Annotated in this window: 27 protein-coding genes and 1 riboswitch; of the genes, 14 read left to right on the forward strand and 13 right to left on the reverse strand. The window is 71.8% G+C overall.

Annotated features, from left to right (window positions below; all coding sequences use genetic code 11):
• Window positions 1-9: 9 nt before the first annotated feature.
• Genes ACIHCX_RS31345 through ACIHCX_RS31355 form a run of 3 tightly spaced genes read right to left on the reverse strand, consistent with a single transcriptional unit; the run spans window position 10 to window position 3,103 of the window.
• Window positions 10-1,038 carry a methyltransferase gene (locus ACIHCX_RS31345; RefSeq protein ID WP_400035451.1) on the reverse strand — a complete coding sequence of 343 codons (1,029 nt, stop codon included), beginning with the start codon at window positions 1,036-1,038 and terminating at the stop codon, window positions 10-12.
• A 52-nt stretch (window positions 1,039-1,090) separates the two neighbouring features.
• Window positions 1,091-2,152, reverse strand: coding sequence for a nitrous oxide reductase family maturation protein NosD (locus tag ACIHCX_RS31350; protein WP_400035453.1), 1,062 nt, complete (start codon window positions 2,150-2,152; stop codon window positions 1,091-1,093).
• Window positions 2,153-2,212: 60 nt separating this feature from the next.
• Window positions 2,213-3,103 (reverse strand): aminoglycoside phosphotransferase family protein, encoded by an 891-nt coding sequence (locus ACIHCX_RS31355; protein ID WP_400035455.1) that lies wholly within the window; start codon window positions 3,101-3,103, stop codon window positions 2,213-2,215.
• A gap of 22 nt (window positions 3,104-3,125) precedes the next feature.
• On the opposite strand from ACIHCX_RS31355, the gene ACIHCX_RS31360 reads away from it, so the two are divergent.
• Both ACIHCX_RS31360 and ACIHCX_RS31365 read left to right on the forward strand, forming a co-directional pair.
• Window positions 3,126-3,779, forward strand: coding sequence for a rhomboid-like protein (locus ACIHCX_RS31360; protein WP_400035588.1), 654 nt, complete (start codon window positions 3,126-3,128; stop codon window positions 3,777-3,779).
• Between the two features lie 94 nt (window positions 3,780-3,873).
• Window positions 3,874-4,551, forward strand: coding sequence for a pentapeptide repeat-containing protein (locus tag ACIHCX_RS31365; protein ID WP_400035457.1), 678 nt, complete (start codon window positions 3,874-3,876; stop codon window positions 4,549-4,551).
• A 13-nt stretch (window positions 4,552-4,564) separates the two neighbouring features.
• On the opposite strand, the gene ACIHCX_RS31370 is transcribed toward ACIHCX_RS31365, so the two are convergent.
• Window positions 4,565-5,065: a hypothetical protein gene (locus ACIHCX_RS31370; RefSeq protein WP_400035459.1), complete on the reverse strand. Its 501-nt coding sequence runs from the start codon at window positions 5,063-5,065 to the stop codon at window positions 4,565-4,567.
• 40 nt (window positions 5,066-5,105) lie between these two features.
• On the opposite strand from ACIHCX_RS31370, the gene ACIHCX_RS31375 reads away from it, so the two are divergent.
• Window positions 5,106-6,521, forward strand: a complete 1,416-nt coding sequence (locus ACIHCX_RS31375) for a M1 family metallopeptidase (protein WP_400035461.1) — start codon at window positions 5,106-5,108, stop codon at window positions 6,519-6,521.
• A gap of 36 nt (window positions 6,522-6,557) precedes the next feature.
• Here ACIHCX_RS31375 and ACIHCX_RS31380 read toward each other — a convergent pair whose 3' ends face one another.
• A complete protein-coding gene (locus tag ACIHCX_RS31380) occupies window positions 6,558-7,073 on the reverse strand; it encodes a GNAT family N-acetyltransferase (RefSeq protein ID WP_400035463.1) in 516 nt (171 codons plus the stop codon).
• A gap of 189 nt (window positions 7,074-7,262) precedes the next feature.
• Window positions 7,263-7,838, reverse strand: coding sequence for a TerD family protein (locus ACIHCX_RS31385; protein WP_400035465.1), 576 nt, complete (start codon window positions 7,836-7,838; stop codon window positions 7,263-7,265).
• 166 nt (window positions 7,839-8,004) lie between these two features.
• Between ACIHCX_RS31385 and arfB the strand changes: the two genes are divergently transcribed.
• Window positions 8,005-8,442 (forward strand): alternative ribosome rescue aminoacyl-tRNA hydrolase ArfB, encoded by a 438-nt coding sequence (gene arfB / locus ACIHCX_RS31390; protein WP_400035467.1) that lies wholly within the window; start codon window positions 8,005-8,007, stop codon window positions 8,440-8,442.
• Window positions 8,443-8,520: 78 nt separating this feature from the next.
• Here arfB and ACIHCX_RS31395 read toward each other — a convergent pair whose 3' ends face one another.
• Window positions 8,521-9,039, reverse strand: a complete 519-nt coding sequence (locus ACIHCX_RS31395) for a flavin reductase family protein (RefSeq protein ID WP_400035591.1) — start codon at window positions 9,037-9,039, stop codon at window positions 8,521-8,523.
• Window positions 9,040-9,499: 460 nt separating this feature from the next.
• On the opposite strand from ACIHCX_RS31395, the gene cdgB reads away from it, so the two are divergent.
• Together cdgB and ACIHCX_RS31405 are read left to right on the forward strand one after the other, a co-directional pair.
• On the forward strand, window positions 9,500-11,149 hold the full coding sequence (gene cdgB, locus ACIHCX_RS31400) for a diguanylate cyclase CdgB (RefSeq protein ID WP_400035469.1): 1,650 nt from the start codon (window positions 9,500-9,502) through the stop codon (window positions 11,147-11,149).
• Window positions 11,150-11,263: 114 nt separating this feature from the next.
• Entirely contained in the window at window positions 11,264-12,178 is a 915-nt protein-coding gene (locus tag ACIHCX_RS31405) for a carbohydrate-binding protein (RefSeq protein ID WP_400035471.1), read from the forward strand.
• 8 nt (window positions 12,179-12,186) lie between these two features.
• On the opposite strand, the gene ACIHCX_RS31410 is transcribed toward ACIHCX_RS31405, so the two are convergent.
• The 4 genes from ACIHCX_RS31410 to ACIHCX_RS31425 form a co-directional block, all read right to left on the reverse strand.
• Complete coding sequence (locus tag ACIHCX_RS31410) at window positions 12,187-13,119, reverse strand: 1-phosphofructokinase family hexose kinase (RefSeq protein WP_400035473.1); 933 nt, start codon at window positions 13,117-13,119, stop codon at window positions 12,187-12,189.
• A gap of 121 nt (window positions 13,120-13,240) precedes the next feature.
• On the reverse strand, window positions 13,241-14,383 hold the full coding sequence (gene nagA, locus ACIHCX_RS31415) for an N-acetylglucosamine-6-phosphate deacetylase (protein ID WP_400035475.1): 1,143 nt from the start codon (window positions 14,381-14,383) through the stop codon (window positions 13,241-13,243).
• Between the two features lie 7 nt (window positions 14,384-14,390).
• Window positions 14,391-15,326 (reverse strand): ROK family protein, encoded by a 936-nt coding sequence (locus ACIHCX_RS31420; RefSeq protein ID WP_400035477.1) that lies wholly within the window; start codon window positions 15,324-15,326, stop codon window positions 14,391-14,393.
• Between the two features lie 94 nt (window positions 15,327-15,420).
• Window positions 15,421-16,131 carry a DUF2690 domain-containing protein gene (locus tag ACIHCX_RS31425; protein WP_400035479.1) on the reverse strand — a complete coding sequence of 237 codons (711 nt, stop codon included), beginning with the start codon at window positions 16,129-16,131 and terminating at the stop codon, window positions 15,421-15,423.
• A gap of 220 nt (window positions 16,132-16,351) precedes the next feature.
• Here ACIHCX_RS31425 and ACIHCX_RS31430 point away from each other — a divergent pair, with 220 nt between their 5' ends.
• From ACIHCX_RS31430 to otsB, 4 genes are read left to right on the forward strand one after another with little or no spacing between them, the layout of a single operon-like run.
• Window positions 16,352-16,783, forward strand: a complete 432-nt coding sequence (locus tag ACIHCX_RS31430; RefSeq protein WP_400035481.1) for a hypothetical protein — start codon at window positions 16,352-16,354, stop codon at window positions 16,781-16,783.
• The gene (locus tag ACIHCX_RS31435) at window positions 16,780-17,688 is read left to right on the forward strand and encodes a hypothetical protein (protein ID WP_400035483.1); all 909 of its coding nucleotides are present in this window, start codon (window positions 16,780-16,782) and stop codon (window positions 17,686-17,688) included. The genes ACIHCX_RS31430 and ACIHCX_RS31435 overlap by 4 nt, the downstream gene beginning before the upstream one ends.
• Before the next feature lie 50 nt (window positions 17,689-17,738).
• Complete coding sequence (locus ACIHCX_RS31440; RefSeq protein ID WP_400035485.1) at window positions 17,739-17,981, forward strand: DUF3263 domain-containing protein; 243 nt, start codon at window positions 17,739-17,741, stop codon at window positions 17,979-17,981.
• Between the two features lie 53 nt (window positions 17,982-18,034).
• On the forward strand, window positions 18,035-18,910 hold the full coding sequence (gene otsB, locus ACIHCX_RS31445; RefSeq protein ID WP_400035487.1) for a trehalose-phosphatase: 876 nt from the start codon (window positions 18,035-18,037) through the stop codon (window positions 18,908-18,910).
• Window positions 18,911-19,028: 118 nt separating this feature from the next.
• Here otsB and ACIHCX_RS31450 read toward each other — a convergent pair whose 3' ends face one another.
• A complete protein-coding gene (locus tag ACIHCX_RS31450; RefSeq protein WP_400035489.1) occupies window positions 19,029-20,459 on the reverse strand; it encodes a trehalose-6-phosphate synthase in 1,431 nt (476 codons plus the stop codon).
• An 83-nt stretch (window positions 20,460-20,542) separates the two neighbouring features.
• The gene (locus ACIHCX_RS31455; RefSeq protein ID WP_400035491.1) at window positions 20,543-21,514 is read right to left on the reverse strand and encodes a glucosyl-3-phosphoglycerate synthase; all 972 of its coding nucleotides are present in this window, start codon (window positions 21,512-21,514) and stop codon (window positions 20,543-20,545) included.
• Window positions 21,515-21,696: 182 nt separating this feature from the next.
• Window positions 21,697-21,866, forward strand: a riboswitch (SAM riboswitch).
• An 18-nt stretch (window positions 21,867-21,884) separates the two neighbouring features.
• On the opposite strand from ACIHCX_RS31455, the gene thrC reads away from it, so the two are divergent.
• The 4 genes from thrC to groL all read left to right on the forward strand — a co-directional run bounded on the left by thrC (window position 21,885) and on the right by groL (window position 26,117).
• Window positions 21,885-23,168, forward strand: coding sequence for a threonine synthase (thrC, locus tag ACIHCX_RS31460; RefSeq protein WP_400035493.1), 1,284 nt, complete (start codon window positions 21,885-21,887; stop codon window positions 23,166-23,168).
• On the forward strand, window positions 23,165-23,440 hold the full coding sequence (locus ACIHCX_RS31465) for a MoaD/ThiS family protein (protein ID WP_400035495.1): 276 nt from the start codon (window positions 23,165-23,167) through the stop codon (window positions 23,438-23,440). The genes thrC and ACIHCX_RS31465 overlap by 4 nt, the downstream gene beginning before the upstream one ends.
• A gap of 430 nt (window positions 23,441-23,870) precedes the next feature.
• Window positions 23,871-24,074, forward strand: a complete 204-nt coding sequence (locus ACIHCX_RS31470; protein ID WP_004929928.1) for a cold-shock protein — start codon at window positions 23,871-23,873, stop codon at window positions 24,072-24,074.
• A gap of 420 nt (window positions 24,075-24,494) precedes the next feature.
• The gene (groL, locus tag ACIHCX_RS31475; RefSeq protein ID WP_400035497.1) at window positions 24,495-26,117 is read left to right on the forward strand and encodes a chaperonin GroEL; all 1,623 of its coding nucleotides are present in this window, start codon (window positions 24,495-24,497) and stop codon (window positions 26,115-26,117) included.
• Window positions 26,118-26,153 lie beyond the last annotated feature (36 nt).

A 26,153-nucleotide genomic window follows, 5' to 3' on the forward strand; every position in this document is an offset into this window, starting at 1 on the left:
CGGGTCCGGTCAGCTCGGCACCGTGCAGTCGAAGGCGTGCAGGTAGGGGTTGACCGGGCTGATGTCGTCGATGACCAGGCCCGCCCCTTTCAGCCGGTCGGCCATGCTGGCGCCGGTGTGCTTGGCGCCGCCGACGTTCAGCAGCAGGAGCAGGTCCATGGCGGTGCTGAACCGCATCGAGGGCGTGTCGTCGACGAGGTTCTCGATGACCACGACCCGGGCTCCGGGACCGCCCGCCCCGATGACGTTGCGCAGGCAGCGGGCGGTGGAGTCGTCGTCCCACTCCAGGATGTTCTTGATGATGTAGACGTCGGCCCTGACCGGGATGGCCTCGCGGCAGTCGCCGGGCACGATCCGCACCCGGTCCGCCAGCGAGCCGCCCGCGCGCAGTCGGGGGTCGGCGTTGTCCACCACCCGCGGCAGGTCCAGCAGGGTGCCGTGCATCCGCGGGTACTTCTCCAGCAGGCTCGCCACCACGTGCCCCTGCCCGCCGCCGATGTCGGCGACCGAGGAGGCGCCGGACAGGTCGAGGAGCTCGGCGACGTCCCGCGCGGACTGCCTGCTGGAGGTCGTCATGGCCCGGTTGAAGACGTCCGCCGACTCGGGGGCGTCCTCGTTGAGGTGGACGAAGAACTCCTTGCCGTACAGGTCCTCCACCACGTTGCGGCCGGTGCGCACCGCCTCGTCCAGTTTCGGCCAGGCGTCCCAGGTCCACGGCTCGGTGCACCACAGGGTGATGTAGCGCAGGCTGCCCGGGTCGTCCTCGCGCAGCAGCCGGGACATGCCGGTGTGCGCGAACGTCCCGTCGGGCTGCTCGGTGAAGACGCCGTAGCAGGTCAGTGCCCGCAGCAGCCGGCGCAGCGGCTTCGGTTCGGTCTTCACCGCGGCCGCGAGGTCCTCCACGGCCATGGGCGCTTCCCCGAGCGCGTCGGCCACACCGAGCCGGGCGGCCGCGCGGAGGGCGGCGGCGCACGCCGCCCCGAACGCGAGCTCCCTGAGCCGCATGGACGGCGGTGGGGCGGACTGAGCGGTCGTCATGTGCCGCCTTCCTTCCTTCTGGGTCCGGTGGGTTCCACGAGTGGCTACGGCCTCAGCACAGTCCCGCGGGCCTGGAGGCCTCACAGGAGTTCTCTGCGAAGGTGTTGTGGTGCGCGGCGCTCTCCTGGTTGACCAGGTCCGCCGGGGAGTTGCCGTCGAGTACGTTCCGGGTCACCCGGTTCCTCTCGCCGACCGCGCCGACGAAGCTCCTGAACAGGACGATGCCGCCGGAGTAGGGGGACGTGCCCGAGTTGCCGACGACGAGGTTGCGGGACACGTAGGTCCGCTCGGCGCCGGTCAGGACGATGCCCGAGCCCTGGAGGAAGGGCATCCGGGCGGTCGCCGGGCAGAATTTGTTGTTCTCCACGACCCGGTTGTCGCGCACGGTCAGGGCGCCGGCCCGCGGCTCGTTCTCGTCGCCGACGACGAACATCCCCGCGCAGTTGCCGGTGACGTAGTTGTCCGTGACGGTGAGGTCGCGCAGCCGGCGGACGGTGACGCCGATCCGGTTGCCCTCCAGCCGGTTGTGGGCGATCAGCGTTCCGCGGGTGTCGGCGGCGCCCTGCTCGGCGGTGACCGTGTTGGCCAGGAAGAGTCCCGCGTCGCCGTTGTTCCGGGCGATGTTGTTCTGGTACTCGCTGCGTACGGACCGCTCCTCGGCGATGCCCCACATCCCGTTCTTCTCGGCGGTCACCTGCCGTACGGTCAGCCGGTCGGTGCCCACGGCCATCAGGCCGGTGTGCGAGAAGCCGGTCACGGTCAGACGGGACACGGTGACACCTTCGAGGCGCTTGCCCTTGGCCCCCACCACACAGATGCCGTTCCCCCACTTGGCGCAGCCGCCCGAGAGCTTCTTGCCGCCCGGTTCCAGGACGGTGCGGCGGCCCGCGCCGCGCAGCGTCAGACCGGGCGTCGTCACCTTGACGCTCTCGTGGTAGACGCCGGGCAGCACCAGCACGGTGTCCCCCTGGCGCGCGGCGTTCACCGCCCGCTGGATCGACTGGCCCGGGTGCACCAGGTGCGTCCTGGGCATCGGGAGCGGCCGGGCGGCGGCTACGCCCGAGCCGGCCAGCGCGGCGGCGCTCAGGAGCAGAGCGATATACCGTTTCGTCATATTCCGTACGGTATGGCCGGATAGTCGGCTGGAACGCCGGATGAGCCGTCCGGCGGCGTGTCACCGGCGCAGGGCGCGGCCGATCCACAGCTGTGCGCGGGACGGAGGACGGCCGTCCTCCAGATCCCACACGGCGTTCTGCAGCACCCGGCCGAGCGTCCAGGCACGGGCCCGGTCCCGGTCGAGGCCCAGCACCCCGGTCATGGCCTCGAAACGCGGGACGACCTCGCCGGGCTCGAAGCGGTTGAACAGTGCCGGGAGCAGTTCGAAGCCGGGGTCCCCGGCGAGCGGCTTGGGGTCGATGGCCAGCCAGGGCTCGCGGCCGGCACCGAGGACGTTGCCGTAGTGCAGGTCCCAGTGCAGCAGCCGGTCGCCGCTCTCGCCGGCGACCTCGCGCACGGCGGCGGCGCAGTCCGCGAGCAGCCGGCGGTCCTCCCCGTCGGGCAGCCGCCGCAACGCGCCCGGAGTCCGCTCCAGCAGGGCACCCGCGATGTCACCCAGTCGCCGTATCCCCGCCGGGGCCGCCACGGACGTCAGGCGGGCCAGCAGGTCGGCGATCACCAGGACGGCCGCGCGGGCGTCCGGCAGGCCCGTCAGCGGGCGGGCGGAGTCGAGCCGCTCCAGCAGCAGCGTGCCGGTGGGCTCGTCGTGCTCCAGGAGCCGCACGGCCCCCGCACCGGCCCACACGCGCAGCGCCGGCGCCTCTCCCGCGCTCTCCTCGTCGGGCAGTTGGAGCTTCAGGGCGGCGGGCAGGCCGTCGGCGCGGACGACCGGAAGGACCAGCGCGCACACGCCGTGCATCGCCGGCCCGTCGATCCGCAGCCGCCACCGGTCGAGGAAGCCGGCCGCCTGCCGGGGCAGGCCGGCGACGAACGCGCGGCCCGCCGCCCCGTTGAATTTCTCCTGGGAAGCGGCCAGCGCGCCGGGCACCTCGATCACTCTGACGACCATACTTGCGCGTGTGAGCGGGGTCATGCGGATGCGGCGTGGGCTTCGGGCGGCGAGGGCGTACGTCCGCAGCGCTCCGGGCACGTATGTCTGGCTGCTGGTCCTGTTCCTGACCACCGTCGCCCTGCACCACATGTCGCCGCACTTCGAGCAGCACTTCCTGCGCCACCGCTCGACCAACCTGCGCGGGCTGTCGAAGGACCCGGTGCGGGTGCTCTTCTCCAGCGCCATGTGGATCGACAACGGCCACTGGCTGCCGTACGCGGTCCTCTACACGGTCTTCCACGCCCAGGCCGAGCGCTGGCTGGGCACCCTGCGCTGGCTGCTGGTGTGCGTGACCGCGCACGTGCTGGCGACCCTGGTCAGCGAGGGCGCCCTGCTGTGGGCGATCCAGCGGCACATGGTGCCGGAGTCGGCCGTCAACACCCTCGACGTCGGGGTCAGTTACGCCCTGGCCGGGGTGGTGGGGGTGCTGACGTACCGGATCGCGCCACCCTGGCGGTACCTGTACCTGGCCGCCGTCCTCGGCTACTACGCCGGGTCGCTGGTGACCGGGCGGACCTTCACCGATCTCGGGCACTTCACCGCCGTCCTGGTCGGCCTGGGCTGTCGTCCGTCGGCCAGGGGCCGTGGCGAGCCGTGGAACCCGCAGGAGGCGCTGTGCGCGCTGAGGCGGTAGGGCCTGTGGTGAAAGTCCCGTCGTCCGCCCGGCCCCCCGCGGGGCTTCGCGGTCGGAGAGGGGCGTTGTCAGTGGCGGGGTGCAGCATGGGGGCATGGTGAGCGAAGCGAGCGGCAGGGCCCGTGTGAAGGGCGCGCGGCGGCCCGAGGTGCGGTTGCCGGCCCTTCAGGCGTACGGCGGCGGGGGACTGGCGCCGGACGGGGACTACGACGGGCTCGAGTTCCGGGAGGTGGACCTCGCCGGGCAGGACGGGTCGGGCGCCCGCTTCCTGGACTGCGCGCTCGGGGGCTGCGCGCTGGACGACACGTCGCTGCGCCACGCCCGCTTCCTGGACTCGCTCCTCACCGGTGTACGGGGTGTCGGCACCGACCTCGCGGAGGCGACCCTGCGTGACGTGGAGGTGGTCGACGCGCGCCTCGGCGGGGTGCAGTGCCATGGTGCGGTCCTGGAGCGGGTGTGGATCCGCGGCGGAAAGATCGACTACCTGAACCTGCGCAGCGCCCGGCTGCGGGACGTCGTCTTCGAGGGCTGCGTCCTCGTCGAGCCGGACTTCGGGGGCGCCCGGCTGGAGCGGGTGGAGTTCGCGGACTGCGTGCTCAAGGGCGTCGACTTCAGCGCGGCGACGCTCTCGGACGTGGACCTGCGGGGCGCCGCGTCCCTGGAGATCGCCCGCGGTCTCGACCGGCTGGCGGGCGCGGTGATCAGCACCGGCCAGCTTCTGGACCTGGCGCCGGTGCTGGCGGCGGAGCTGGGGATCAGGGTGGAGGGATGACGCGGAGAGGGGATCAGACGAGACGGGGGTAGCGGGCCTGGAGCGTCCAGATCGCCGGGTTCTCCGCCAGGTCCTCGTGGAGGTCGCACAGGTCGGCGACGAGGTCGTGCAGGAAGTCGCGGGCCTCGCGGCGCAGCGCGGTGTGCGAGAAGGTCAGCGGGGGCTCCTCGGCGGGCATCCAGTCGGACTCGATGTCGACCCAGCCGAAGCGGCGCTCGAAGAGCATGCGGTCCGTGGACTCGGTGAAGTCCAGCTCGGCCCGCTGCGGACGGGAGGCGCGGGAGCCGGCCGGGTCACGGTCCAGCCGCTCGACGATGTCGCACAGGGCCCACGCGAAGTCGAGCACGGGCACCCAGCCCCAGGCCGTGGCCAGCTCGCGGTCGGACTCGGTGTCGGCCAGGTAGACGTCGCCGCAGAACAGGTCGTGCCGCAGCGCGCGCACGTCCGCGCGGCGGTAGTCCGTCTGCGGCGGGTCGGGGAAGCGGTTGGAGAGGGCGTAGCCGATGTCGAGCACGTAGGCGATGGTGTCATGTGCGCCGCATAGGATCGCGCGCGTGTATCGATCTGCCCTGCTTGTCCGAACCGCCGCGGTCGGCTGCGCCCTGCTCGTGCTGACGCTGACCGGGTGCGACGGCGGGGTGCGGGGCACCCCCGGCGGGGCCGGCGTGCACGACCCGTACTTCCCCAGGGCGGGCAACGGCGGGTACGACGTCGGCCACTACGGCCTGACTCTCGCCTACGACCCGGACCGGCGTTTTCTCACGGGTACCGCGGTCATCACCGCCCGGGCCACCCAGGACCTGTCCGCCTTCGACCTCGATCTCAGCGGGCTCGACGTCCGCAGCGTGACGGTGGCGGGGAAGGCCGCCCTGTTCAGCCGGGCGGGGCAGGAACTCACCGTGCGCCCGCACGACGACCTGGTGAAGGGCGAGACGTTCACCGCGACGGTGCGTTACTCCGGGCGGCCGGAGGTCGTCGTCGACCCCGACGGGGCGCGGGAGGGGTGGCTGCCCACCGCGGACGGTGCGCTCGCCCTCGGTGAGCCGGTCGGGTCGATGGCGTGGTTCCCGGGGAACAACCACCCGTCCGACAAGGCCGCGTACGACATCTCGGTCACCGTGCCCGAGGGGCTGCAAGTCGTCTCCAACGGCGAGTTGAGGAGCGAGACGACCAGCGGGGGGCGTACGACGTTCAGGTGGCGCACCACCGAGCCGATGGCGAGCTATCTGGCCACCGTCGCGATCGGCCACTTCGAGATCACCCGCTCCACCACGAGGACCGGTCTGCCGGTGTACGTCGCCGTCGAGCCGTCCCAGCTTGCAGGGAGCCGGGCCGTGCTGGCCAGGATCCCCGAGATCGTCGAGTGGGCGGAGCGCCGCTTCGGTCCGTACCCCTTCTCGTCCACCGGCGCGATCGTCGGCCGTCGCGGAGACGCGGGTTACGCCCTGGAGACCCAGAACCGGCCCGTCTTCCCCGGCACCCCCGACCTTCGCACCCTGGTCCACGAACTCGTCCACCAGTGGTACGGGAACTCCGTCACCCCGAAGAGCTGGCGGGACATGTGGCTGAACGAGGGCTTCGCGACGTACGCGCAGTGGCTGTGGGAGGAGGACCACGGCGGCCGGACCGCGCAGCAGGCCTTCGACGCGCTCCAGCGCGGCGACTACTTCACCGACGACGCCGCGAACGAGGCGGTGTGGGCCTTTCCGCCCGCCGGGCCGAGCGGTGCCGAGCACATCTCCGGCCGGCCCGTCTACGAACGCGGCGCGATGGTGCTGCACAGGATCCGGCAGACGGTCGGCGACCACGCCTTCGACGACATCCTGCGGGGCTGGTCCGCCGCCCACCGCCACGGCAACGCGGACACCGCCGACTTCACCGCCTACGTGGAGAGGAAGGCCCCGGGCACGGACTTCGGCGGGATCTGGGCCGACTGGCTGTACGGGGACGGCAAACCGGCGCCTTACTGAACCGCGGCCGGTTCCCTCAGCGGCCGGGCGGTCCGCTCAGTCCAGCCGCTTGCGGAGCACCGCGCACGGACGGCCCAACTGCCGGTCCCGGCGATGCGCGAGGTGCCGGTAGCCGAGGGCGGTCCAGAACGCCAGGCCCCCGGGATTGTTCTCCAGGACGGCCAGGCGCACGGCGGTGCGGCCCTCGGCGCGGAAGCGGTCCTCGACGAGGGACGCCAACCGGCGCCCGAGGCCGTGCCGTTGTGACCCCGCGTCGATCATCAGGAGGCCGATCCACGGGTCCGGGTCGGCCGGATCGGGGTGGTGGGCGAGCGTGATCGCGATCCCGGCGAGCCGTTGCTCGTCGCGCGCGAGCAGCACCTCCGAGTCCGGGTCGGCCAGGTCGTCCGCCAGCGCGGCCGCCACCTGTTCCGGGCGGATGTCGTCCGGGTCGGGGAAGTCACCGCTGAGGGCGTGGAAGTCGCGTTGGGAGCCGTAGAGCGCGGTCAGCTCGGTCAGGAGCCCGCCCGGGATGGCGCGGTCCGGCGGGAGAGTCAGGGGCTCGAGGAACACCCGGGCAACCTACCGTGCGCCGGTGGCCCGGAGCGTCGGTGCCCCGGAGCCTCGGTGGCTCGGGCGCTCCGAGTGCTTCGGGCGGCGGGGGTGGAGGGCGGCCGGGGGAGCCGATCGGGGCAGCGCCCGAGCCCCGCCCGAGCCCCGTCCTCTGGACGGGCCGGGGCTCGGGCGGTGGACCGGGGGTCGTCAGACGTTGACGCCGAAGTCCTGGGCGATGCCGACCAGGCCCGAGGCGTAGCCCTGGCCCACGGCGCGGAACTTCCACTCCGCGCCGTTGCGGTACAGCTCGCCGAAGACCATGGCGGTCTCGGTGGCCGCGTCCTCCGACAGGTCGTAGCGGGCGATCTCGGCACCGCCGGCCTGGTTGACGATGCGGATGTAGGCGTTGCGGACCTGGCCGAAGTTCTGGCCGCGGTTCTCGGCGTCGTAGATGGAGACCGGGAAGACGACCTTGTCGACGTCGGCGGGGAGCCCGGCGAGGTTGACGTTGATCGCCTCGTCGTCGCCGTCGCCCTCGCCGGTGAGGTTGTCGCCGGTGTGGACGATGGTGTTGTCCGGGGTCTGCTTGTTGTTGAAGAAGACGAAGTGCTGGTCCGAGTAGACCTTGCCCTGCGCGTTGACCGCGATCGCGGAGGCGTCCAGGTCGAAGTCGGTGCCAGTGGTGGTGCGGACGTCCCAGCCGAGGCCCACGGTGACGGCGGTCAGGCCCGGTGCCTCCTTGGTGAGCGAGACGTTGCCACCCTTGGACAGGCTTACAGCCATTGTCGGGAGTCCCTTCCCTCGTTGCGTTGCGGACGAAGCTATCGCCACCCATAGGAACGCCGAGGGGGGTCCTCAGGGTTCCGCGTCCCTTTACCTTTTTTACCCACCCCGATCGAACACGCCCGCGGCGAAAACATGATGACGTGACGCGGCCGGGAAGGGGAACATGGACGACATGTCCGGTCCCCATCTCATCCGCGGCTCCGTCGCGCTCCCCGAGGCCGAACTGGCCTGGCGCTTCTCGCGGTCCTCCGGGCCCGGTGGCCAGCATGTCAACACCACTGACTCCCAGGTGGAGTTGCGCTTCGACCTCGCCAACACCGAGGCGCTGCCCGAGGTGTGGAAGCAGCGCGCGCTGGAGCGCCTCGCGGACCGGCTCGTCGACGGCGTCATCAGCGTGCGCGCCTCCGAGCACCGTTCCCAGTGGCGCAACCGCGAGGCCGCCGCCGTGCGCCTCGCCGCGCTCCTCGCCGAGGCGACCGCGCCCCCGCCCAGGCCGCGCAGGCCCACCCGGGTGCCGCGAGGCATCAACGAGCGGCGGCTGCGCGAGAAGAAGCGGCGCTCGGACACCAAGCGAGGGCGCTCCGGGAAGGACTGGGGATAGCGGCCGACGGCGGCCAGTCGGCGGCCGGCCGGCGGGACCCCGGAGCGCCGAGCGGCGGTGTGCCGCGCGGGCGGGGCGTCAGCCCAGGCGGCGGTAGCGGCCGCGGTAGTACATCAGCGGTTCGCCGTGCGTACCGGGCAGGCGGGCCGTCAGCACCCGGCCGATGACCAGGGTGTGGTCGCCGGCCGCCACCCGCTGCTCGGTGCGCAGCTCCAGGGTGGCCAGGGAGTCGGTCAGCAGCGGGGCGCCGGAGACCTCGCCGCGGGTGTGGGGGAGGTCCCGGAACAGCAGGCGGTCGCTGACCCGGCCCTTCATGGCGAAGCGGCCCGCGACGGTGTGCTGGCTGTCGGCGAGGACCGAGACCGCCCACAGCGGTTGCTCGGCGAGCACGTCGTCCATGCGGGAGCCCGCGCGCAGGCTGACCAGGGCCAGCGGCGGGTCCAGGGACACCGACATGAACGCCGTGGCTGTCATGCCCGCGTCCTCGCCGCTCGGCGCCTGCGGGTCGTCCGGGTCGAGCGGCGGCTCCTGCGCGGTCACCAGGACCACACCGGCGGCCAGCCTGGACATCGCGGCACGGAACTCCTCGTTGGTCACCCCCTCAGCATGCCCGGGCGGGGCTCCCCGCTGCCCGAGCGGAGCCGGGAACCCGGCGGAGGCGGAGGCGGTGGGGGCGGGGACGGACGGCACGGCGGATGGGTTCAACACACACGGAACGCTAACCACCGGTTCGCGGCCGCCGCATCGGGCCTCCGCCCGAAGCCGGACCTAGGACCAGCGGACGAGTGTGGGGGATGTGGCGGGGGAGTGCGGGGGGAGTGTGTCGTGCATCATGTCCCTACAGTCGTGACGCCCGCGTTCACCAAACGCACGGGGAAAAGACAGAAACCGCACTCAATTGTTCACGTTCATCTGTGACTTGAGTCACAAGGGCAGTGAATTGTTGACCCTGTGTACCGAGTGGGCTCCGCGCTGTGATTCAGTGGCTGAGAATGCGCAGACGACACGCCGAACAGCACCCTTGATTCGCTGGCGAGGTCTCGGGGGGAGGGCGAGCATGGAGACCGACTCGGAACCGTACGTCCGCCTGGCGTCCCTGCGGCAACTGCACCAGGTCATGGCGGACATGAACACCGCGAGGAGCCTGGCCGACACGCTGCAGACCGTCGCCGACGGCGTCGTGAACGGCCTCGGCTACGAGCTGGCCTGCGTCAACCTCGTGCGCCCCGACGGCGACCTCGTGGTGGCCGCCTTCGCCGGCAACTCCGCCGCGGAGGCGTTCATCACCGGCCGCGTCGGCCCCCGGGACTCCTGGGACCGGCGGCTGGCCATGGGCGAGCAGTGGGGCGGTCTGGTCTTCATCCCCCACACCGAGGGCTGGGTCCTCGACGACGACGACGTCCCGACGTGGTACACCGACGGACCCGCGCCGCGCTTCGAGGACGAGTGGCACCCCTCCGACCGGCTCTTCGCGCCCATGGACGCCCCCGGCGGGTCCGGCGGTTCCTCCGGCGAGCTGCTCGGCGTGATTTCGGTGGACCGCCCGCGCAACGGCCGCCGGCCCGGCGCCTGGGGCCGCGAGGCCCTCCAGATGTACGCCTTCCAGGCGGCCATCGCGATCAGCAACGCCCGGCTGCGCTCCAACATGCAGCGCGCCCTGGTCCGCCTGGAGCGCGAGCAGCAGGCCCTGCGCGCCAGCGAGGAGAGTTTCCGCCAGGCCTTCGAGTACGCGCCCTCCGGCATGGCCATCGCCGAGATGGGCGGCGACCAGCACGGCCGGATCCTGCGCACCAACGACGCCCTGTGCCGGCTGCTCGGCCGCCCCGCCGCCGCCATGCGCCGCTACTCCTTCTCCGACCTCGTCCACCCCGAGGACATAGGCACCCTGCTGCGGACCTCGGCGGAGGGCGGCCGGGCGGAGCTGCGGCTGGGCCGGCGCGACGGCTCGTACGTGTGGGTGTCGCTGCGCAACTCCGTCGTCGCGGACGCCGCCGACGGGCCCCGCTTCCTGCTCACCCACGTCGAGGACATAGAGGAGCGCAAGCGCCGCGAGCTCCAGCTCGCCCACCGCGCCTCCCACGACTCCCTCACCGGCCTGCCGAACTCCGCCGAGCTGCGCGCCCGCCTGTCCGCCCGGCTGTGCCGGCGGCCCCAGGCCGAGCACGCCGGCGACACCGAGTCGCAGGACACGGCCTACGGCCACCCCGGCTACGACCACGGCTTCGACTTCCGGTCCGGCACCCAGGCCTACGACGCCTACGACCACCACGTGCACACCGTCACCCCCGAGGGCGACCACGACGACGGCACCAAGGGGCTCGCGGTCCTCTTCTGCGATCTCGACGGCTTCAAGTCGATCAACGACCGGTTCGGGCACAACGCGGGCGACGCGGTGCTCATCGAGGTGGCCCGGCGGCTGAGCAACGGCGTGCGCGACGGCGACACCGTGGCCCGGCTCGGCGGCGACGAGTTCGTGATCCTCGCCGACGGCCTCGGCCGGGCCGACGCCCAGGACCTCGCCGTACGGCTGCGCAACGAGATCATCCAGCCGATCCGCGCCGAGGGCCGGGCGGTCCGGGTCGGGGCGAGCTTCGGCATCGGGTGGGCACACTGCGGAATGACGGCGGACGAAGTGTTGAAATCAGCCGACGAGCGGATGTACGTCGAGAAACGATCTCGTCCCAAACAACATCGTCGAGCCGGATGATCGCAGGTCGGCCGGCTTGTGCGGCATGAGTCACCCGTTCGGGCCCCGCGGAGCGGGTAGGCTCGCCTATCTCACGACGTACCGCCCCCGCACCTTGTTGAGGAGTACCTAGGGATGACGCCCGGCAACAGCGGCGCGAGCACGCCCGAGGACGACGACCCGTTCGGCTACCTGTACGCCGACGGCCAGGCCAACGGAGCCCAGCCGCCCTCGGGCGGATACGGCTACCCGAACGCGGTCAACCGGGTCCGCACGGTCGGTCAGCGGCAGTACGGCCAGCAGGCGCCGGCATCGCCCCACGGCCAGGTCCCGCAGCAGCAGGGCACGTTCGGCCAGCCGAACGCCCACTACGCCGCCCCGGAGACCCTTCCCGGCGGCGGGCCCACGGGCCGGAAGCAGTCTCAGGGAGGCGGCCGGGGCCCGAACACCAAGGGCCTGCTGATCGGCGCCGTCGCGGTGGTCGCCGCGGTCGTCATCGGCATCTGCGTGGCGATGCTCAGCGACGACTCCGGCAAGAAGGACGACAACCAGGCCGGCGGCGCCACCCCCACGGTCACCCAGAGCGATGAGCCGGCCCCGACGGAGAAGGCCGGCGAGAAGGCCCCGGAGGAACTGCCGAAGATCGACGCCAAGGCGCTGCACCTGGACGGCGGCGCGACCCTGGCGTCGGACGTCCAGGGCGCCGACGCCGACGGCGGTGTCTACGTGGCCGGCTTCAACCAGGTCGGAGCCAAGGTCACCTGGACTGTCAACGGCATCCCAAAGTCCGGCTCCTATCGGCTGTACGTCCGCTACGGCATCCCCGGCGTGGATGCCAACGCGACACTTGTGGTCAACGACCACGTCGCCTCCCAGCCGCTGAACATGAAGAACTTCTCCGGCATGCCTGAAGGCGACTGGGAGAAGGGCTGGCAGACGACCTGGGCGCTCGTGAACCTGAACAAGGGCACCAACACGATCGTGGTCGCCTGCAACGACGGCAACCAGTGCAACGCCAACCTTGACCAGCTAGAGCTCAAGAACAACTGAAACCGGGATCACGCCGCGCTGACCTCCCCGGCCACCGCCACCCGGCCCAGCAGTTCCTCGTAGGCCGCGTGGTCGAACTCGCCGGCCACCGGGGACAGGACCGTCGCCGTGGACAGGGCGACCGCGCGGGCCAGGCGGTCCGGCCAGGGCAGGCGTTCCACGAGGCCGGACAGCAGGCCCGCCACGGCCGAGTCGCCCGCGCCGGTCGGGTTGCCCAGGACGCGGGACGGCGGAGCAGCCCGCCACAGGCCCTCGGAGGTGTGCGCGAGCAGTCCCTCCGCGCCCAGCGAGGCGACCACCGCGCGGGCACCGCGCCGGCGGGCGTCCTGGGTGGCGCGCAGCGGCTCGTGGGAGCCGGTGAGTTCGGCCAGTTCGTCGGCGTTCGGCTTGACGATGTCGGGGCGGGCGGCCACGGCCCGGCGCAGTGGCTCGCCGCTGGTGTCCAGCAGCACGGGCACGTTCGCGGCGCGCGCGGTGCGCACCAGACCGGCGTACGCGCCCACCGGCAGCCCGGGCGGCAGGCTGCCGCACAGCGCCACCGCCGACACCGAGCCGAGCAGGCCCTCGTAGACGTCCTGGAAGGCGGACCACTCGGCCGGGGTGACGACCGGGCCCGGCTCGTTGAGCTGGGTGGTGTCACCGGTGCGCTGGTCCACCACGGCTATCGTGCGCCGGGTCGCGCCGGCCACCGGGACCAGCGCGTCGACCACGCCCGGCGCCTGGGACGCGAGCCGGTCCCGCAGCTCGCGCCCGGTGGCCCCGCCCGCGAAGCCGGTGACCGTCACCTCGTGGCCGAGGGCCGCCAGCACGCGGGCCACGTTGACGCCCTTGCCGCCGGGCCGCTCGGTCACCTCGGACACCCGGTGGGAGGTGTGCGGCCGCAGGGACGGCACCCGGTAGGTGAGATCGAGAGCGGTGTTCAGCGTGACCGTGAGGATCACCTGGGCCGACCTCCCCCGAGTAAGCGCGTGCGCCGCGACGTTTTGGAGACTCGATCATGCCAAACACGCGGCCCACCGCCCACCCCCCGGACCGGTTCCCGCGGCCGGACGGGCGGACGGATCAGCCCAGTTGGGGCTCAACCACCCAGGCGCCCCGCCGCATCACGCCCTTCAGCGCGAAGTCCTCGTCGAGCAGGACGAGGTCGGCGTCCTTGCCGGGTTCCAGCGAGCCCACCCGGTCGTCCAGCCCGAGCAGCCGGGCCGGATTGGCGCACAGCGCGGCCACCACGTCCGTGACCGGCAGCCGGTCGACCGTCACCGCCCGCCGGAACGCCCGGTCCAGGGTCAGGGTCGAGCCCGCGATCGAGCCGCCCTCCACCAGCCGCGCCACTCCGCCGTCGACCTCGACCTGGAGCGGGCCGAGCAGATAGCGGCCGTCGCCGATCCCGGCGGCGTCCATGGCGTCGGTGATGAACGCGACCCGGTCCGCGCCCGCGTGGTGGAACGCCAGCTCCAGGGCGGCGGGGTGCAGGTGCACACCGTCGTTGATCAGCTCGACGGTGACCCGCTCGTCCTCCAGCAGGGCCGCGATCGGGCCGGGGGCGCGGTGGCCCAGCGGCGGCATCGCGTTGAACAGGTGGGTGGCGACGGTGGCTCCGGCGTCGATCGCCTCCACCGTCTGCTCGTACGTCGCGTCCGTGTGCCCGATCGCCGCGATCACGCCGTGTTCGGTGAGCAGCCGTACGGAGTCCAGGCCGCCGGGCAGTTCGGTGGCGAGGGTGACCATCCTGGCCCGGCCGCGGGCGGCGTCGACGAGCTTGCGCACATCCGCGGGGTCCGGGTCGCGCAGTAGTTCTTCGGAGTGGGCTCCCTTGCGGCAGGGCGAGATGAACGGCCCCTCGAAGTGGATGCCCGCGATCTCGCCCTGCTCGGCGAGTTCCGACAGCAGTCCCGCCTGCTTGACGAGGAGGCCCATGTCGTTGGTGACGGTCGAGGCGACCAGGGTGGTGGTGCCGTGCTCCCGGTGGGTGCGGACGGCGGTCAGCACGTCGTCGGCCGTGCCGGAGAAGGAGGCGCCGCCTCCGCCGTGGTTGTGGATGTCGACGAAGCCGGGGACCAGCCAGTGCCCGCGTACGTCGAGGGTCTCGGCGTCCTCCCGGGCGTTGTCGGCGATCCGCGTGCCGTCGACGATCACACGGCCGCCGTCCACGATCCCGGTGGGCAACACCACCCGGGCTCCGGTCAGAACCTTGCTGGGGGCCATCGGATGGCTACCTCCGGAAAGTCGTAGAAGTGTTGAGCAGGTCCCAGGCCAGGAGTCCCGCGCCCAGGCAGCCGGCGGTGTCCCCCAGGGCCGCGGGGACGATCGACGGCAGCTTCTGGAAGGTGACGCGCCGCCGGACCGCCTCGCGCAGCGGCGCGAACAGCGTCTCGCCCGCCTCGGCGAGCCCGCCGCCGATGATCAGCGTGCGCGGGTCCAGCAGGGTGAGCGCGGTGACCAGCCCGTCGGCGAGCGCGTCGACCGCCTCCTGCCAGACCGCCCGGGCCCTCGCGTCCCCGGACTCCACGGCCTTGGCGCAGTCCGCCGCGTCCGCGTCCGGGTCCCCGCACGCCTCGGCCCACGCCTGGCTGACCGCCGAGGCGGAGGCGAACCGCTCCAGGCAGCCGCGCTGCCCGCACGGACAGACCAGGCCCCCGGGGCGTACGACGATGTGGCCGATCTCGCCCGCGAAGCCGTGCGCGCCCGTCTCCACCCGGCCGTCGATGCCGATGGCACCGGCGATCCCGGTGCCCAGCGGCACGAAGAAGAACCGGTCGGCGCCCTTGCCCGCCCCGATCCGGCCTTCGGCGAGCCCGCCGGTGCGCACGTCGTGGCCCAGGGCCACGGGGACGCCGAGCCGCTCGGCGAGCAGATCGCGCAGGGGCACGTCGCGCCAGCCGAGGTTGGCCGCGTAGGCGGCGACGCCTCGCTCCTCGTCGACGATGCCGGGGACGGCGACGCCGGCCGCGGCCGCCTCCTGCCCGAGGTGCCGGGCACCGTGCGCGCGCAACTCGGTGGCGAAGCCGAGGATGTCCTCGACGACGGCCTCCGGTCCACGCTCACGGCCGGTCGCCCGGCGGGCCCGGTGCAGCAGGGAGCCGTCGGCGGCGACCAGGGCGGCCTTCATCCCGGTGCCGCCCACATCGAGGGCGATGACGTGTTTCACGTGGAACAGTGTGGCCTGTCGACCCGGGAGAGGTCTAGTCCACTTACCTGTGTGGTGTGGACCTGTCGACTCACCTGGTGATCGCGAAGCGTGTTCAGTCGGTGGCGTTCGCGGAGTCGGTCGCGATGGCGTCCGTCGTGGCCGGTTCCGAGGGCAGATCCGCAGCACCGGCCCCGACCCTCAGCACATGCCCCTTCGCGACATCCCGGACCGCGGTCGCGTTGACGGCTACCGCGGTCGCCTTCGCGGTGAAGTCCTCCGGTGCGCGAAGCATCGGCGTGTACTTGGTGGTGCCCGTCACTACCTTTGCGACCTGGTGTCGAGTGGGGGATGTCTGGATCTCGACAGTGTCGTCCACCTCCGCGCCGGTCAGTTTGCCCCACACTGTGCGGCACGCGGGGCTGTACCTGATCTCCAGATGCATGGTTGACGCCCATTCCTCGCCCAGGGTCACCGCCCGGTCGCCGCATCCGGTGGTCTTGGGGTCGAGCCCGTCACACGTCTCACCCGAGCAGGTGGGCGGGCGCACGGCCTCGAGCGTCGCTGTGGCCGGGGGGCGCGTGGACTCCGCACCGGATCCACCCCCGCCGCCGCTCCCGCCCCCCTCGCCGAGCAGCGAGGTGAGAGTCACCGTGACGACGGCGCCCACCACCGTGACGATCACGGACCCGATGAGCGTCTGGGGCCCGTGCTCGCGAACCCATTCAGCCGCCCGCCCGAGCAGGCGGCCACCGCCTTGGCCGGCCCCGTCCGGCGTACCGCCGGCCCCGTCGCCTGTCGAGGGCGTGCAGCCGTCGTCCGTCATCTCTCCCCCAATCCGCCCGCTGTGCGGCGCCGACGGCTGACAGGCGGGACCACTTGGCAGCTGTCCGGCATATCGCCCGGAAAGGATGTCTCCCCGGTTCTCGCCTTCCCCAAGCGTCCTTCTCCGCCATCTGCGTCGCGCCCCAACTCGCTTATCCAGCAAGGGATTACGTGCCGTAGGATGGCGGCTCCGCTGGCACACGGACCCGAGGAGGGTGGCTGTGGACCCCGAGCTCCTGGCCCTGGCGTCGACCGCCGGAACGACGGTTGTGACCGCGCTCACCACCGAGCTGTGGGAGCGGGCTCGAGCCTCGGTCGGCGCGCTGTGGCGCAGGGCGTACCCCGATCGGGCGGACACCATCGAGGCCGAGTTGACGGACACCCGGACCCTGCTGCTCGCCGACGGCAACGAAGCGGGCAACGGCACCGATGCCGAGGTCTCCGCGGAGGAATGGGGCCTGCGCTTCCGCAGGCTGCTCGCCACCCGCCCGGACCTTGCTCTCGAGCTTCGCCGCGTACTGGATGAGGAGCTCACCCCCGCGCTTTCGGCGCAGCAGCAAAACCAGACGCCCTCTGCCGTCTTCCACGCCTCAGCAACCGGCCACGCGCGCGTCTACCAGTCTGCTGGGGACATGCACATCAGCGACCGATGACCGGACAGACTCCCCAGCCGCCTCTCCCGGAGCCGCCGTCGGCCGATGCCGGCGACCACCCGGGCAAGCCGTCGCAGTCCTTTGCCGCGACGCCCACGGACCAGGCGCGGACGTACCAGACCGGTCGCGATCAAACCATCCACGAGCACCATCACTACCCGCCCATGCCCGTGGCGCCCGCCCCCGCGTCGGCTCCGGGCTCCGCGAAGGCGGGCCTGACGTGGTCTCTGGTCGGCGCGGTGATCCTGGCACTCGGCGCCCTGGTAGGCGTGGACTTGTGGGAACGGCACAAAGCAGCGGACGCCGGCCTCGTCGGCGAGGTGGCGACGCCTGTGGTCACCGCCTCGGCTGAAGAGAAGCCGTCGTCCAAGGGCCCGTCGCCGAGCCCGTCACGGAGCACGGTGCGTTCGGTGTCCACGGAGCAGGCCCTCTCCGAGTCCACGGAGAAGGCCGCAGAGCCCCCCGCGCCCGCCCAGAGCGCATCGCAGCCCGGCCCGCCGCCCAATCCGGCTCAAGGCTGCGGCCCCTGGAGGACGGCGGATGTGTCCGGTGTGGAGATCCGCTCTTGCGGGCGGGTCGACGGCGACAGGCTCTACATGATCGCCGAGTGGCGCACCACGTCAGGTTTTCAACTGGTGGACGTCTACCTCTGGCTGAAGGATGCCTCCGGCAACGAGGTTGTCTACCCCGATAGCCAGAGTCAGAAAGGGAAAATGTTCCCATCCAAGGAGGCTTGGCCCACGCCCCACACTCACCCGCAGTGGCAGGAATACGAGGTTCGCCAGGACCTGGTGCACCGAGAGAAGTACCAAGTGTGCGTCACGGTGAGGGCGGAGGGCGGACCGGGTCCGAAGATCTACAACCCTGAGACGAAGGGCGTCCAGTACGGAATCACGTACCCCTGACCGCCTATGAGCGGTGAAGCCCTTGGGGACGACCCTCTAAGGTGCCTGGTATGGACGACGACCGGGAACAGCAGCTAGGCCACAGGGAGCGAGGCCTCCTCGCCCTGGAGCGCCGTTCCTTCGCCGGTCCCGGTGCGAAGGAGCGGGCGATACGGGAGGAGCTCGGCCTGTCGCCCGTGCGCTACTACCAGCTCCTCAACGCCCTCCTCGACGACACCCGCGCCCTCGCCCACGACCCGGTCACCGTGAACCGGCTGCGCCGGGTGCGCGAGGCCCGGCGCGCCGAGCGGTGAGACCCGTCCGGAACGGAGGAGTGCCCGCGGCCGGCGAGGGATAGGTTCGCCCCATGGGAAGCCAGGACAGTCACGCCACCGACTCGACCGCCCCCGTCTCCTCCCTGCCGACGCCCCTCACCCGGGCGGGCCGGGACGGGCTCGCCGCGATCCTCGCGCGGCCCCGGCACGCGCTGATCGCGCTCGACTTCGACGGGACGCTCGCCCCGATCGTCCCCGACCCCGACCAGGCCCGCGCCCACCCGGACGCCGTGCCCGCGCTCTCCGCGCTCGCCCCGAAGGTGGCCGCCGTCGCGGTGGTCACCGGCCGCCCGCCCGGCGTCGCGGTGCGCCACGGCGGTTTCGCGGGCGTGCCCGGCCTGGAACACCTGGTCGTCCTCGGCCACTACGGCGCCGAGCGCTGGGACGCCGCCACGGGCACTCTCACCGCCCCGCCCCCGCCCCCCGGCGTCGCCGCGGCCCGCGCCGAACTGCCCGGCCTGCTCGACCGGATCGGCGCCTGGCACGGCACCTGGATCGAGGAGAAGGGCCGCTCGGTCGCCGTCCACACCCGCCGCGCCGACGACCCGCAGGCCGCGTTCGAGGCGCTGCGCGAGCCCCTCGCCGACCTGGCCGCCCGCCACGGGCTGATCGTCGAGCCCGGCCGCATGGTCCTCGAACTGCGCCCCGCGGGCATGGACAAGGGCGTCGCCCTCCTGGACTGCGCCCGCGACCTGGGCGCCACGTCGGTCCTGTACGCCGGCGACGACCTGGGCGACCTCCCCGCCTTCGCCGCGGTCGACGAACTCCGCGCGGACGGAGTCCCGGGCGTCCTGGTCTGCAGCGGCAGCACGGAGGTCATGGCGGTGTCGGAGCGGGCCGACCTGGTGGTGGACGGCCCGGCCGGGGTGGTGGCCCTGCTGAGGAACCTGGCGGACCACCTCGCCTAGCTCGTCGGCTCGTCGGCTCGCCCGCTCGTCCGTCCGCCCGTCCGCGAGTCCGCTCGTCCGCCCGCCTGCCCGTCCGCGAGTCCGCTCGTCCGCCTGTCCGCCCGTCCGCTCGGTCGGCTCAGCCGCCCAGCGCCTTCAGCTGGTCCAGGAACCACTGAGCGGGCGGCAGCGCGGTCGAGGCGGCGGCCAGCCGCCTCGTCCGCTCCGCCCGCTCGGGGCCCGGCATGCTCAGCGCCCGGTGCAGCGCCCCGGCCGTGCCCACCACGTCGTACGGATGGACGACGACCGCGTCCTCGCCCAGCTCCGCGTACGCCCCCGCCTCCCGCGACAGCACCAGGGCGCACCCCGCGTCGGAGACGACCGGCACCTCCTTGGCGACCAGGTTCATCCCGTCCCGGATGGGGTTGACCAGCGCCACGTCGGCGATCCGGTACGCCGCGAGCGACCGCGCGAAGTCGTCCTCCACGTGCAGCAGGACCGGGGTCCAGCCGGGCGTCCCGTACCGCGCGTTGATCTCCTCGGCCACCCGCCGCACCTGCTCCGTGTACTCCCGGTACACCGCGAGGTCCTGCCGCGAGGGGTAGGCGAACGCCACGTGCACCACCCGCTCGCGCCACTGTGGGCGCTCCTCCAGCAGCTGCCGGTACGCGTACAGCCCCCGCACGATGTTCTTGGACAGCTCGGTCCGGTCCACCCGCACGATCGTCCGGCGCGGGCTCCCGTCCGGACCGGCGCCGATCTCCTCGCGCAGCGCCGCCATCCGCCCCTCGACGTCGGCCCGGCGCGACCGCTCCCGCAGGAACTCCCCGTCCGCGCCCAGCCCGTGCACCCCGATCCGAGTGCCCCCGAGCCCGCCGACGAGCGCGTCGCAGCACCCGGTGAACGCGTCCGCCCACCGCTGGGTCAGGAAGCCCAGCCGGTCCGCGCCCAGCATCCCGCGCAGCACCTGCTCGGCGATGTCGTCGGGGAGGATCCGGAAGTAGTCCGTGGGCGCCCACGGCGTGTGCGAGAAGTGCCCGATGCGCACATCCGGCCGGAAGTCGCGCAGCATCCCCGGCACGAGCGCCAGGTGGTAGTCCTGGACCACCACGGCCGCCCCTTCGGCGGCCTCCTGAGCCAGCGCCTCGGCGAAGGCCAGGTTGTAGGCCTCGTAGGACGTCCACCGGCGCCGGAACTCCGCGTCGAAGACCGGCTCCAACGGTGTCTGGTAGAGCATGTGGTGGACGAACCACAGCACCGAGTTGGCGATGCCGTTGTAGGCGTCGGAGAAGACCTTCGCGTCGATGTCGAGCATCCGCACCTGCTGCCCGCCGGTCGCCTCCGACGGCAGCCGGCGCCCGCCCTCGAAGCGGCCCGCCGCCTCCCGGTCGGCGTCGCTCAGCGCCGCGCACACCCACACCGCGCCCGCCTCCGGGCCGATCGCGGAGAGCCCGGACACCAGCCCCCCGCCTCCGCGCCGGGAGTGGAGCGAGCCGTCCTCGCGCACCCTGTACGAAACCGGGCCGCGGTTGGACGCGACCAGTACCTCGGCACCGTGCGTAGAAGCCATACGCCTCAACCTAGCCCGGCCCCGAAACACTCAAACGTACGGTTCCGCTCCGTAGCCGCCGGAATGCGGGCGAGGCCGGTGTTTCACGCCACCCGCCGGGCCGCGTACTCCGCGATCTCGGCCATCGGCGGACGCTCCTCGGTGTCCACGCGGTACGTCCGCGGCTCGAAGCCGTTCTCGCCGCGCTCGAACTGGGTGAGCCGGGGGCGCACGAGGTGGCCCCGGGCCAGGCGCAGCTGGGCGGTGCGGTAGATCGCGGCGGCCATCCGGCCGAGCGCCTGCCCGTCCTGGTGCCGGTGCCTGCGCACCCCGACGTCGACCTGGGCGAGCGCGTCCAGACCCACCAGGTGCAGCGCGTCGACCAGCATGCCCAGTTCGACGCCGTAGCCGACCGGGAAGGGCAGCTGTTCGAGCAGGGAGCGGCGGGCCGCGTACTCGCCGCCGAGCGGCTGCACGAAGCCGGCCAGCTGCGGCCAGTGCATGTTGAGCAGCGGGCGCGCCATCAGCTCGGTGACCCGCCCGCCCTGTCCGGCCGCGGCCGAGGTGGGGGCGTTGCCGCCGGGCACGGTGAAGGGGCGGTCGTACATCGCCTTGACGAGGTCGACGTCGTGTTCGGTGAGCAGCGGGCCGACGATGCCGGTGACGAAGTCGGAGGAGAACTCGCGCAGATCGGCGTCGACGAAGCAGATGACGTCCCCGCGGGTGACGAGCAGGGAGCGCCACAGGACCTCGCCCTTGCCCGGCACGGCCGGCAGGCGGGGCAGGATCTCGTCGCGGTGCACCACCCGGGCGCCCGCGGCGGCGGCCGCCTGGGCGGTGCGGTCGGTGGAGCCCGAGTCGACGACGACGATCTCGTCGACGAGCGGTACCCGCTCCACGAGGTCGCGGCGGATCACCGAGACGATGTCGCCGACCGTCGCCTCCTCGTTCAGCGCGGGCAGCACCACGGAGACCGACTGACCGGTGCGCTGCTTGGCCGCCAGGATCTGGTGGAGCGGCCGGTCGGCCACGGACCAGGAGCGGCTGGCCAGCCAGCGCTCGACTTCTTCCAGCACGGTCGGCGGCTCCTCACTGTCGTCTCACGGTGTCGTCCCACGGTGTCGTCCCGCGGGGTCGTCCCACGGTGTCGTCTCGCGCTTCGGACGAACCTCTCCACCGTTGTGGCCTTCCGTTACAGTCTGAACAACGCGGCCGACCATCCCATGCCGGGGGTCGCCTCCGCGTCACAACCGCATACCGCTCATCCAGAGGGGCAGAGGGACACGGCCCGATGAAGCCCCGGCAACCCTCCAGCCGGTTCTCGTGACGATCGCTGTGCGCGCACAGCAGATCGTCTTCGCGAGGCTCCCGGCTAGGGAAGGTGCCAAATCCGTCTCACGGCGAGATGCGTCGTGAGGAAGATGAGGAGAAAGGGCCTCGCCTCACATGGCTGTGCAGACCGTCGCAAGCAGCACCGACTCCACCGTAGATCTCGGCCCCGCCGCGGCGTTGAGCTGCCGCGAGTGCGGCCACCGCGTCCCGCTGGGCCCGGTCTTCGCCTGCGAGGAGTGTTTCGGCCCGCTGGAGATCGCCTACGACTTCTCGGCCCACGACGCCGAGGAGCTGCGCAAGAGGATCGAAGCGGGCCCCGCGAACATCTGGCGCTACGCGCCGCTCCTGCCCGTCCCCGCGGACGTCGCCGGCAAGCCGAACCTGAACCCGGGCTGGACCAAGCTCGTCCGGGCCGACCGCCTCGCCCGCGAACTGGGGGTGACCGGCGGGCTGTACGTGAAGGACGACTCCGGCAACCCGACGCACTCCTTCAAGGACCGCGTGGTCGCCCAGGCCCTGGAAGCGGCCCGCGCCTTCGGCTACACCACGCTCTCCTGCTCCTCGACCGGCAACCTGGCCGGCGCCGTCGGCGCCGCGGCCGCCCGCGCCGGACTGCGCTCCTGCGTGTTCATCCCGCACGACCTGGAGCAGGGCAAGGTCGTGATGGCCGCGGTCTACGGCGGCGAACTCGTCGGCATCGAGGGCAACTACGACGACGTCAACCGTTTCTGCTCCGAACTGATCGGCGATCCGGCCGGCGAGGGCTGGGGCTTCGTCAACGTCAACCTGCGGCCGTACTACGCCGAGGGCTCCAAGACGCTGGCGTACGAGATCTGCGAGCAGCTCGGCTGGCGGCTGCCGGACCAGATCGTCGTGCCGATCGCGTCCGGCTCCCAGCTCACCAAGATCGACAAGGGTCTGCGGGAGCTGATCGAGCTCGGGCTGGTCGAGGACAGGCCGTACAAGATCTTCGGCGCCCAGGCCGAGGGCTGCTCGCCGGTGTCCACCGCCTTCAAGGCAGGACACGACGTCGTGCGCCCGCAGAAGCCGGACACGATCGCCAAGTCCCTGGCCATCGGCAACCCGGCCGACGGCCCGTACGTCCTGGACATCGCGCGCCGCACCGGCGGCGCGGTGGAGGACGTGACCGACGAGCAGATCGTCGACGCGATCAGGCTGCTGGCGCGGACCGAGGGCATCTTCGCCGAGACCGCGGGCGGGGTGACGGTCGGCGTGACGAAGAAGCTGGTCGAGAACGGCGTCCTCGACCCGACGAAGACCACCGTCGTCCTCAACACCGGCGACGGACTCAAGACACTGGACGCGGTGGCCGGTACCGGCCTGACCGCGACGATCCGTCCGACCCTGGACTCCTTCCGAGAGGCTGGCCTGGCATGAGCGTGACCGTTCGCATCCCCACCATCCTGCGCACCTACACCGGCGGCCGGGCCGAGGTGGACGCCGAGGGCGCGACCCTGGCCGACGTCATCTCGGACCTGGAGAAGAACCACACGGGCATCGCCGCACGGGTCCTGGACGACCAGGGCAAGCTGCGCCGCTTCGTCAACGTCTACGTCAACGACGACGACGTCCGGTTCGAGCAGGGGCTCGAGACGGCCACCCCGGACGGCGCGGGCGTCTCGATCATCCCGGCGGTCGCCGGCGGCTGATCATCACCTTCGGTCATTGCGGTCACGCAGAGTTCACCGAGTTGCCCCTTCCGTGAGAGAAGCGGAGGGGGCAATTCTGTGTGATTGAGCGCGGTAGAGTTGGGGAACGCGCCCTCGAACTCGGAATCCGGGGCCATGGATTCCTGCCGCGGACCCGGTAAGAAGTAGCCAAACTCTGCGAGCTTTTTGCGGCATTTGCCTTGTTTATGAGGCCCGACTTGCCCTGAGTTCACGTGAATTCTTCCCATATTCCGGACCCTGTGCGTCCAGATTTCTCGTCCGATTGACCTGTTGCAGACGGCAGTTGGACAGATACATTCAGCCGCGGTCGACGCGTTCCGGCGCACGCCCCCGATCCACGGGGGGTGAGGTCTGACCCGGGTCCGCGAAGTGTGGATCTGTGCAAGGGCCAGTAATAGGGGAGTTGGGCATGGCTCAGGGCACCGTCAAGTGGTTCAACGCGGAGAAGGGGTACGGCTTCATCGCGGTCGACGGTGGTGCGGACGTTTTCGTCCACTACAGCGCGATCCAGATGGACGGCTACCGCACGCTGGAAGAGGGCCAGCGGGTCGAGTTCGAGATCTCGCAGGGTCAGAAGGGTCCGCAGGCCGACATGGTCCGCCTCTCGGCCTGAATCGCGCGACCACCGCAACGACGTTCTTCTTCGGAAGGGCCCGCACCTCCGCTGCCGGGGTGCGGGCCCTTCGCCGTGCCCGCGCGCCGGACGTCCGCATGGCCACGCGCCCGCACGGCCACGCGTGCGTACGGCCCGCCACGCCCGAGTCCGCGCACCGCGCGCCCCTGCGGCGGCCCGCCATGTCCGTGTTCGCGCCCGGCTGAGTCTCCCCGCCCGACCCCGAAGGCGCTTGCACTCGAAGGGGTCGAGTGCTAATCATTGGCGTTAGCACTCTGAAGGTGAGAGTGACAACGAAGGACCGGGTCGGTGAGGCCCGCAGGCCGGGTGGGGCAAGGAACCACTGGTCGGCGAGCCGTCCGTCGCGGGCGCGGGCGCGGTCCGAAGGAATCACCCCCAGTCCTGGAGGGACCACTTCACATGGCCAAGATCATCGCGTTCGACGAGGAGGCGCGGCGAGGCCTCGAGCGCGGCATGAACCAGCTCGCGGACGCCGTCAAGGTGACCCTCGGCCCCAAGGGCCGCAACGTCGTCCTCGAGAAGAAGTGGGGCGCCCCCACGATCACCAACGACGGTGTCTCCATCGCCAAGGAGATCGAGCTCGAGGACCCGTACGAGAAGATCGGCGCCGAGCTGGTCAAGGAAGTCGCCAAGAAGACGGACGACGTCGCCGGTGACGGTACGACCACCGCGACCGTGCTCGCCCAGGCCCTGGTCAAGGAAGGCCTGCGCAACGTCGCCGCCGGTGCCAACCCGATGGCCCTGAAGCGCGGTATCGAGAAGGCCGTCGAGGCCGTCTCCGCCGCCCTGCTCGACCAGGCCAAGGAGGTCGAGACCAAGGAGCAGATCGCCTCCACCGCCTCCATCTCCGCCGCCGACACCCAGATCGGCGAGCTGATCGCCGAGGCCATGGACAAGGTCGGCAAGGAAGGCGTCATCACCGTCGAGGAGTCGCAGACCTTCGGTCTCGAGCTCGAGCTCACCGAGGGCATGCGCTTCGACAAGGGCTACATCTCCGCCTACTTCGCGACCGACATGGAGCGCATGGAGGCGTCGCTCGAGGACCCGTACATCCTCATCGCCAACTCCAAGATCTCCTCGGTCAAGGACCTGCTCCCGCTCCTGGAGAAGGTCATGCAGTCGGGCAAGCCGCTGCTGATCATCGCCGAGGACGTCGAGGGCGAGGCCCTGTCGACCCTGGTCGTCAACAAGATCCGCGGCACCTTCAAGTCCGTCGCCGTCAAGGCCCCGGGCTTCGGCGACCGCCGCAAGGCCATGCTCGGCGACATCGCCATCCTCACGGGCGGCGAGGTCATCTCCGAGGAGGTCGGCCTCAAGCTGGAGAACGCGTCCCTGGACCTCCTGGGCCGCGCTCGCAAGGTCGTCATCACCAAGGACGAGACCACCATCGTCGACGGTGCCGGCTCCGCCGACCAGGTCGCGGGCCGCGTGAACCAGATCCGCGCCGAGATCGAGAACAGCGACTCCGACTACGACCGCGAGAAGCTCCAGGAGCGCCTGGCCAAGCTCGCCGGCGGCGTCGCGGTCATCAAGGCCGGTGCTGCCACCGAGGTGGAGCTCAAGGAGCGCAAGCACCGCATCGAGGACGCCGTGCGCAACGCCAAGGCAGCCGTCGAGGAGGGCATCGTCGCCGGTGGTGGCGTGGCCCTGCTCCAGACCACCAGCGTCTTCGAGAAGCTGGAGCTCGAGGGTGACGAGGCGACCGGCGCGCAGGCCGTGAAGCTCGCCCTGGAGGCCCCGCTCAAGCAGATCGCCGTCAACGCCGGCCTCGAGGGCGGCGTCGTGGTGGAGAAGGTCCGCAACCTCACCCCGGGCCACGGCCTGAACGCCGCGACCGGTGAGTACGTCGACCTGGTCGCCGAGGGCATCATCGACCCGGCGAAGGTGACCCGTTCCGCGCTGCAGAACGCCGCCTCCATCGCCGCGCTGTTCCTCACCACCGAGGCCGTCATCGCCGACAAGCCGGAGAAGGCCGCCGCGCCGGCCGGCGGCGGCATGCCGGGCGGTGACATGGACTTCTGATCCTCCCCGAGGATCGGACCCGTCCGACACACACCG

It is taken from the genome of Streptomyces sp. NPDC052043 (assembly GCF_044548235.1).
GTDB lineage: Bacteria > Actinomycetota > Actinomycetes > Streptomycetales > Streptomycetaceae > Streptomyces.

Coding starts and splice junctions, on each gene's coding strand:
- ACIHCX_RS31350 (WP_400035453.1), bottom strand. CDS start 2,152: ATGACGAAACGGTATATCGCTCTGCTCCTGAGCGCCGCCGCGCTGGCC.
- ACIHCX_RS31425 (WP_400035479.1), bottom strand. CDS start 16,131: ATGACGGACGACGGCTGCACGCCCTCGACAGGCGACGGGGCCGGCGGT.
- ACIHCX_RS31360 (WP_400035588.1), top strand. CDS start 3,126: ATGCGGATGCGGCGTGGGCTTCGGGCGGCGAGGGCGTACGTCCGCAGC.
- ACIHCX_RS31450 (WP_400035489.1), bottom strand. CDS start 20,459: ATGGCTTCTACGCACGGTGCCGAGGTACTGGTCGCGTCCAACCGCGGC.
- otsB (WP_400035487.1), top strand. CDS start 18,035: ATGGGAAGCCAGGACAGTCACGCCACCGACTCGACCGCCCCCGTCTCC.
- ACIHCX_RS31355 (WP_400035455.1), bottom strand. CDS start 3,103: ATGGTCGTCAGAGTGATCGAGGTGCCCGGCGCGCTGGCCGCTTCCCAG.
- ACIHCX_RS31385 (WP_400035465.1), bottom strand. CDS start 7,838: ATGGCTGTAAGCCTGTCCAAGGGTGGCAACGTCTCGCTCACCAAGGAG.
- thrC (WP_400035493.1), top strand. CDS start 21,885: ATGGCTGTGCAGACCGTCGCAAGCAGCACCGACTCCACCGTAGATCTC.
- groL (WP_400035497.1), top strand. CDS start 24,495: ATGGCCAAGATCATCGCGTTCGACGAGGAGGCGCGGCGAGGCCTCGAG.
- ACIHCX_RS31365 (WP_400035457.1), top strand. CDS start 3,874: ATGGTGAGCGAAGCGAGCGGCAGGGCCCGTGTGAAGGGCGCGCGGCGG.
- ACIHCX_RS31465 (WP_400035495.1), top strand. CDS start 23,165: ATGAGCGTGACCGTTCGCATCCCCACCATCCTGCGCACCTACACCGGC.
- ACIHCX_RS31345 (WP_400035451.1), bottom strand. CDS start 1,038: ATGACGACCGCTCAGTCCGCCCCACCGCCGTCCATGCGGCTCAGGGAG.
- ACIHCX_RS31435 (WP_400035483.1), top strand. CDS start 16,780: ATGACCGGACAGACTCCCCAGCCGCCTCTCCCGGAGCCGCCGTCGGCC.
- arfB (WP_400035467.1), top strand. CDS start 8,005: ATGGACGACATGTCCGGTCCCCATCTCATCCGCGGCTCCGTCGCGCTC.
- ACIHCX_RS31405 (WP_400035471.1), top strand. CDS start 11,264: ATGACGCCCGGCAACAGCGGCGCGAGCACGCCCGAGGACGACGACCCG.
- ACIHCX_RS31440 (WP_400035485.1), top strand. CDS start 17,739: ATGGACGACGACCGGGAACAGCAGCTAGGCCACAGGGAGCGAGGCCTC.
- cdgB (WP_400035469.1), top strand. CDS start 9,500: ATGGAGACCGACTCGGAACCGTACGTCCGCCTGGCGTCCCTGCGGCAA.
- ACIHCX_RS31470 (WP_004929928.1), top strand. CDS start 23,871: ATGGCTCAGGGCACCGTCAAGTGGTTCAACGCGGAGAAGGGGTACGGC.
- nagA (WP_400035475.1), bottom strand. CDS start 14,383: ATGGCCCCCAGCAAGGTTCTGACCGGAGCCCGGGTGGTGTTGCCCACC.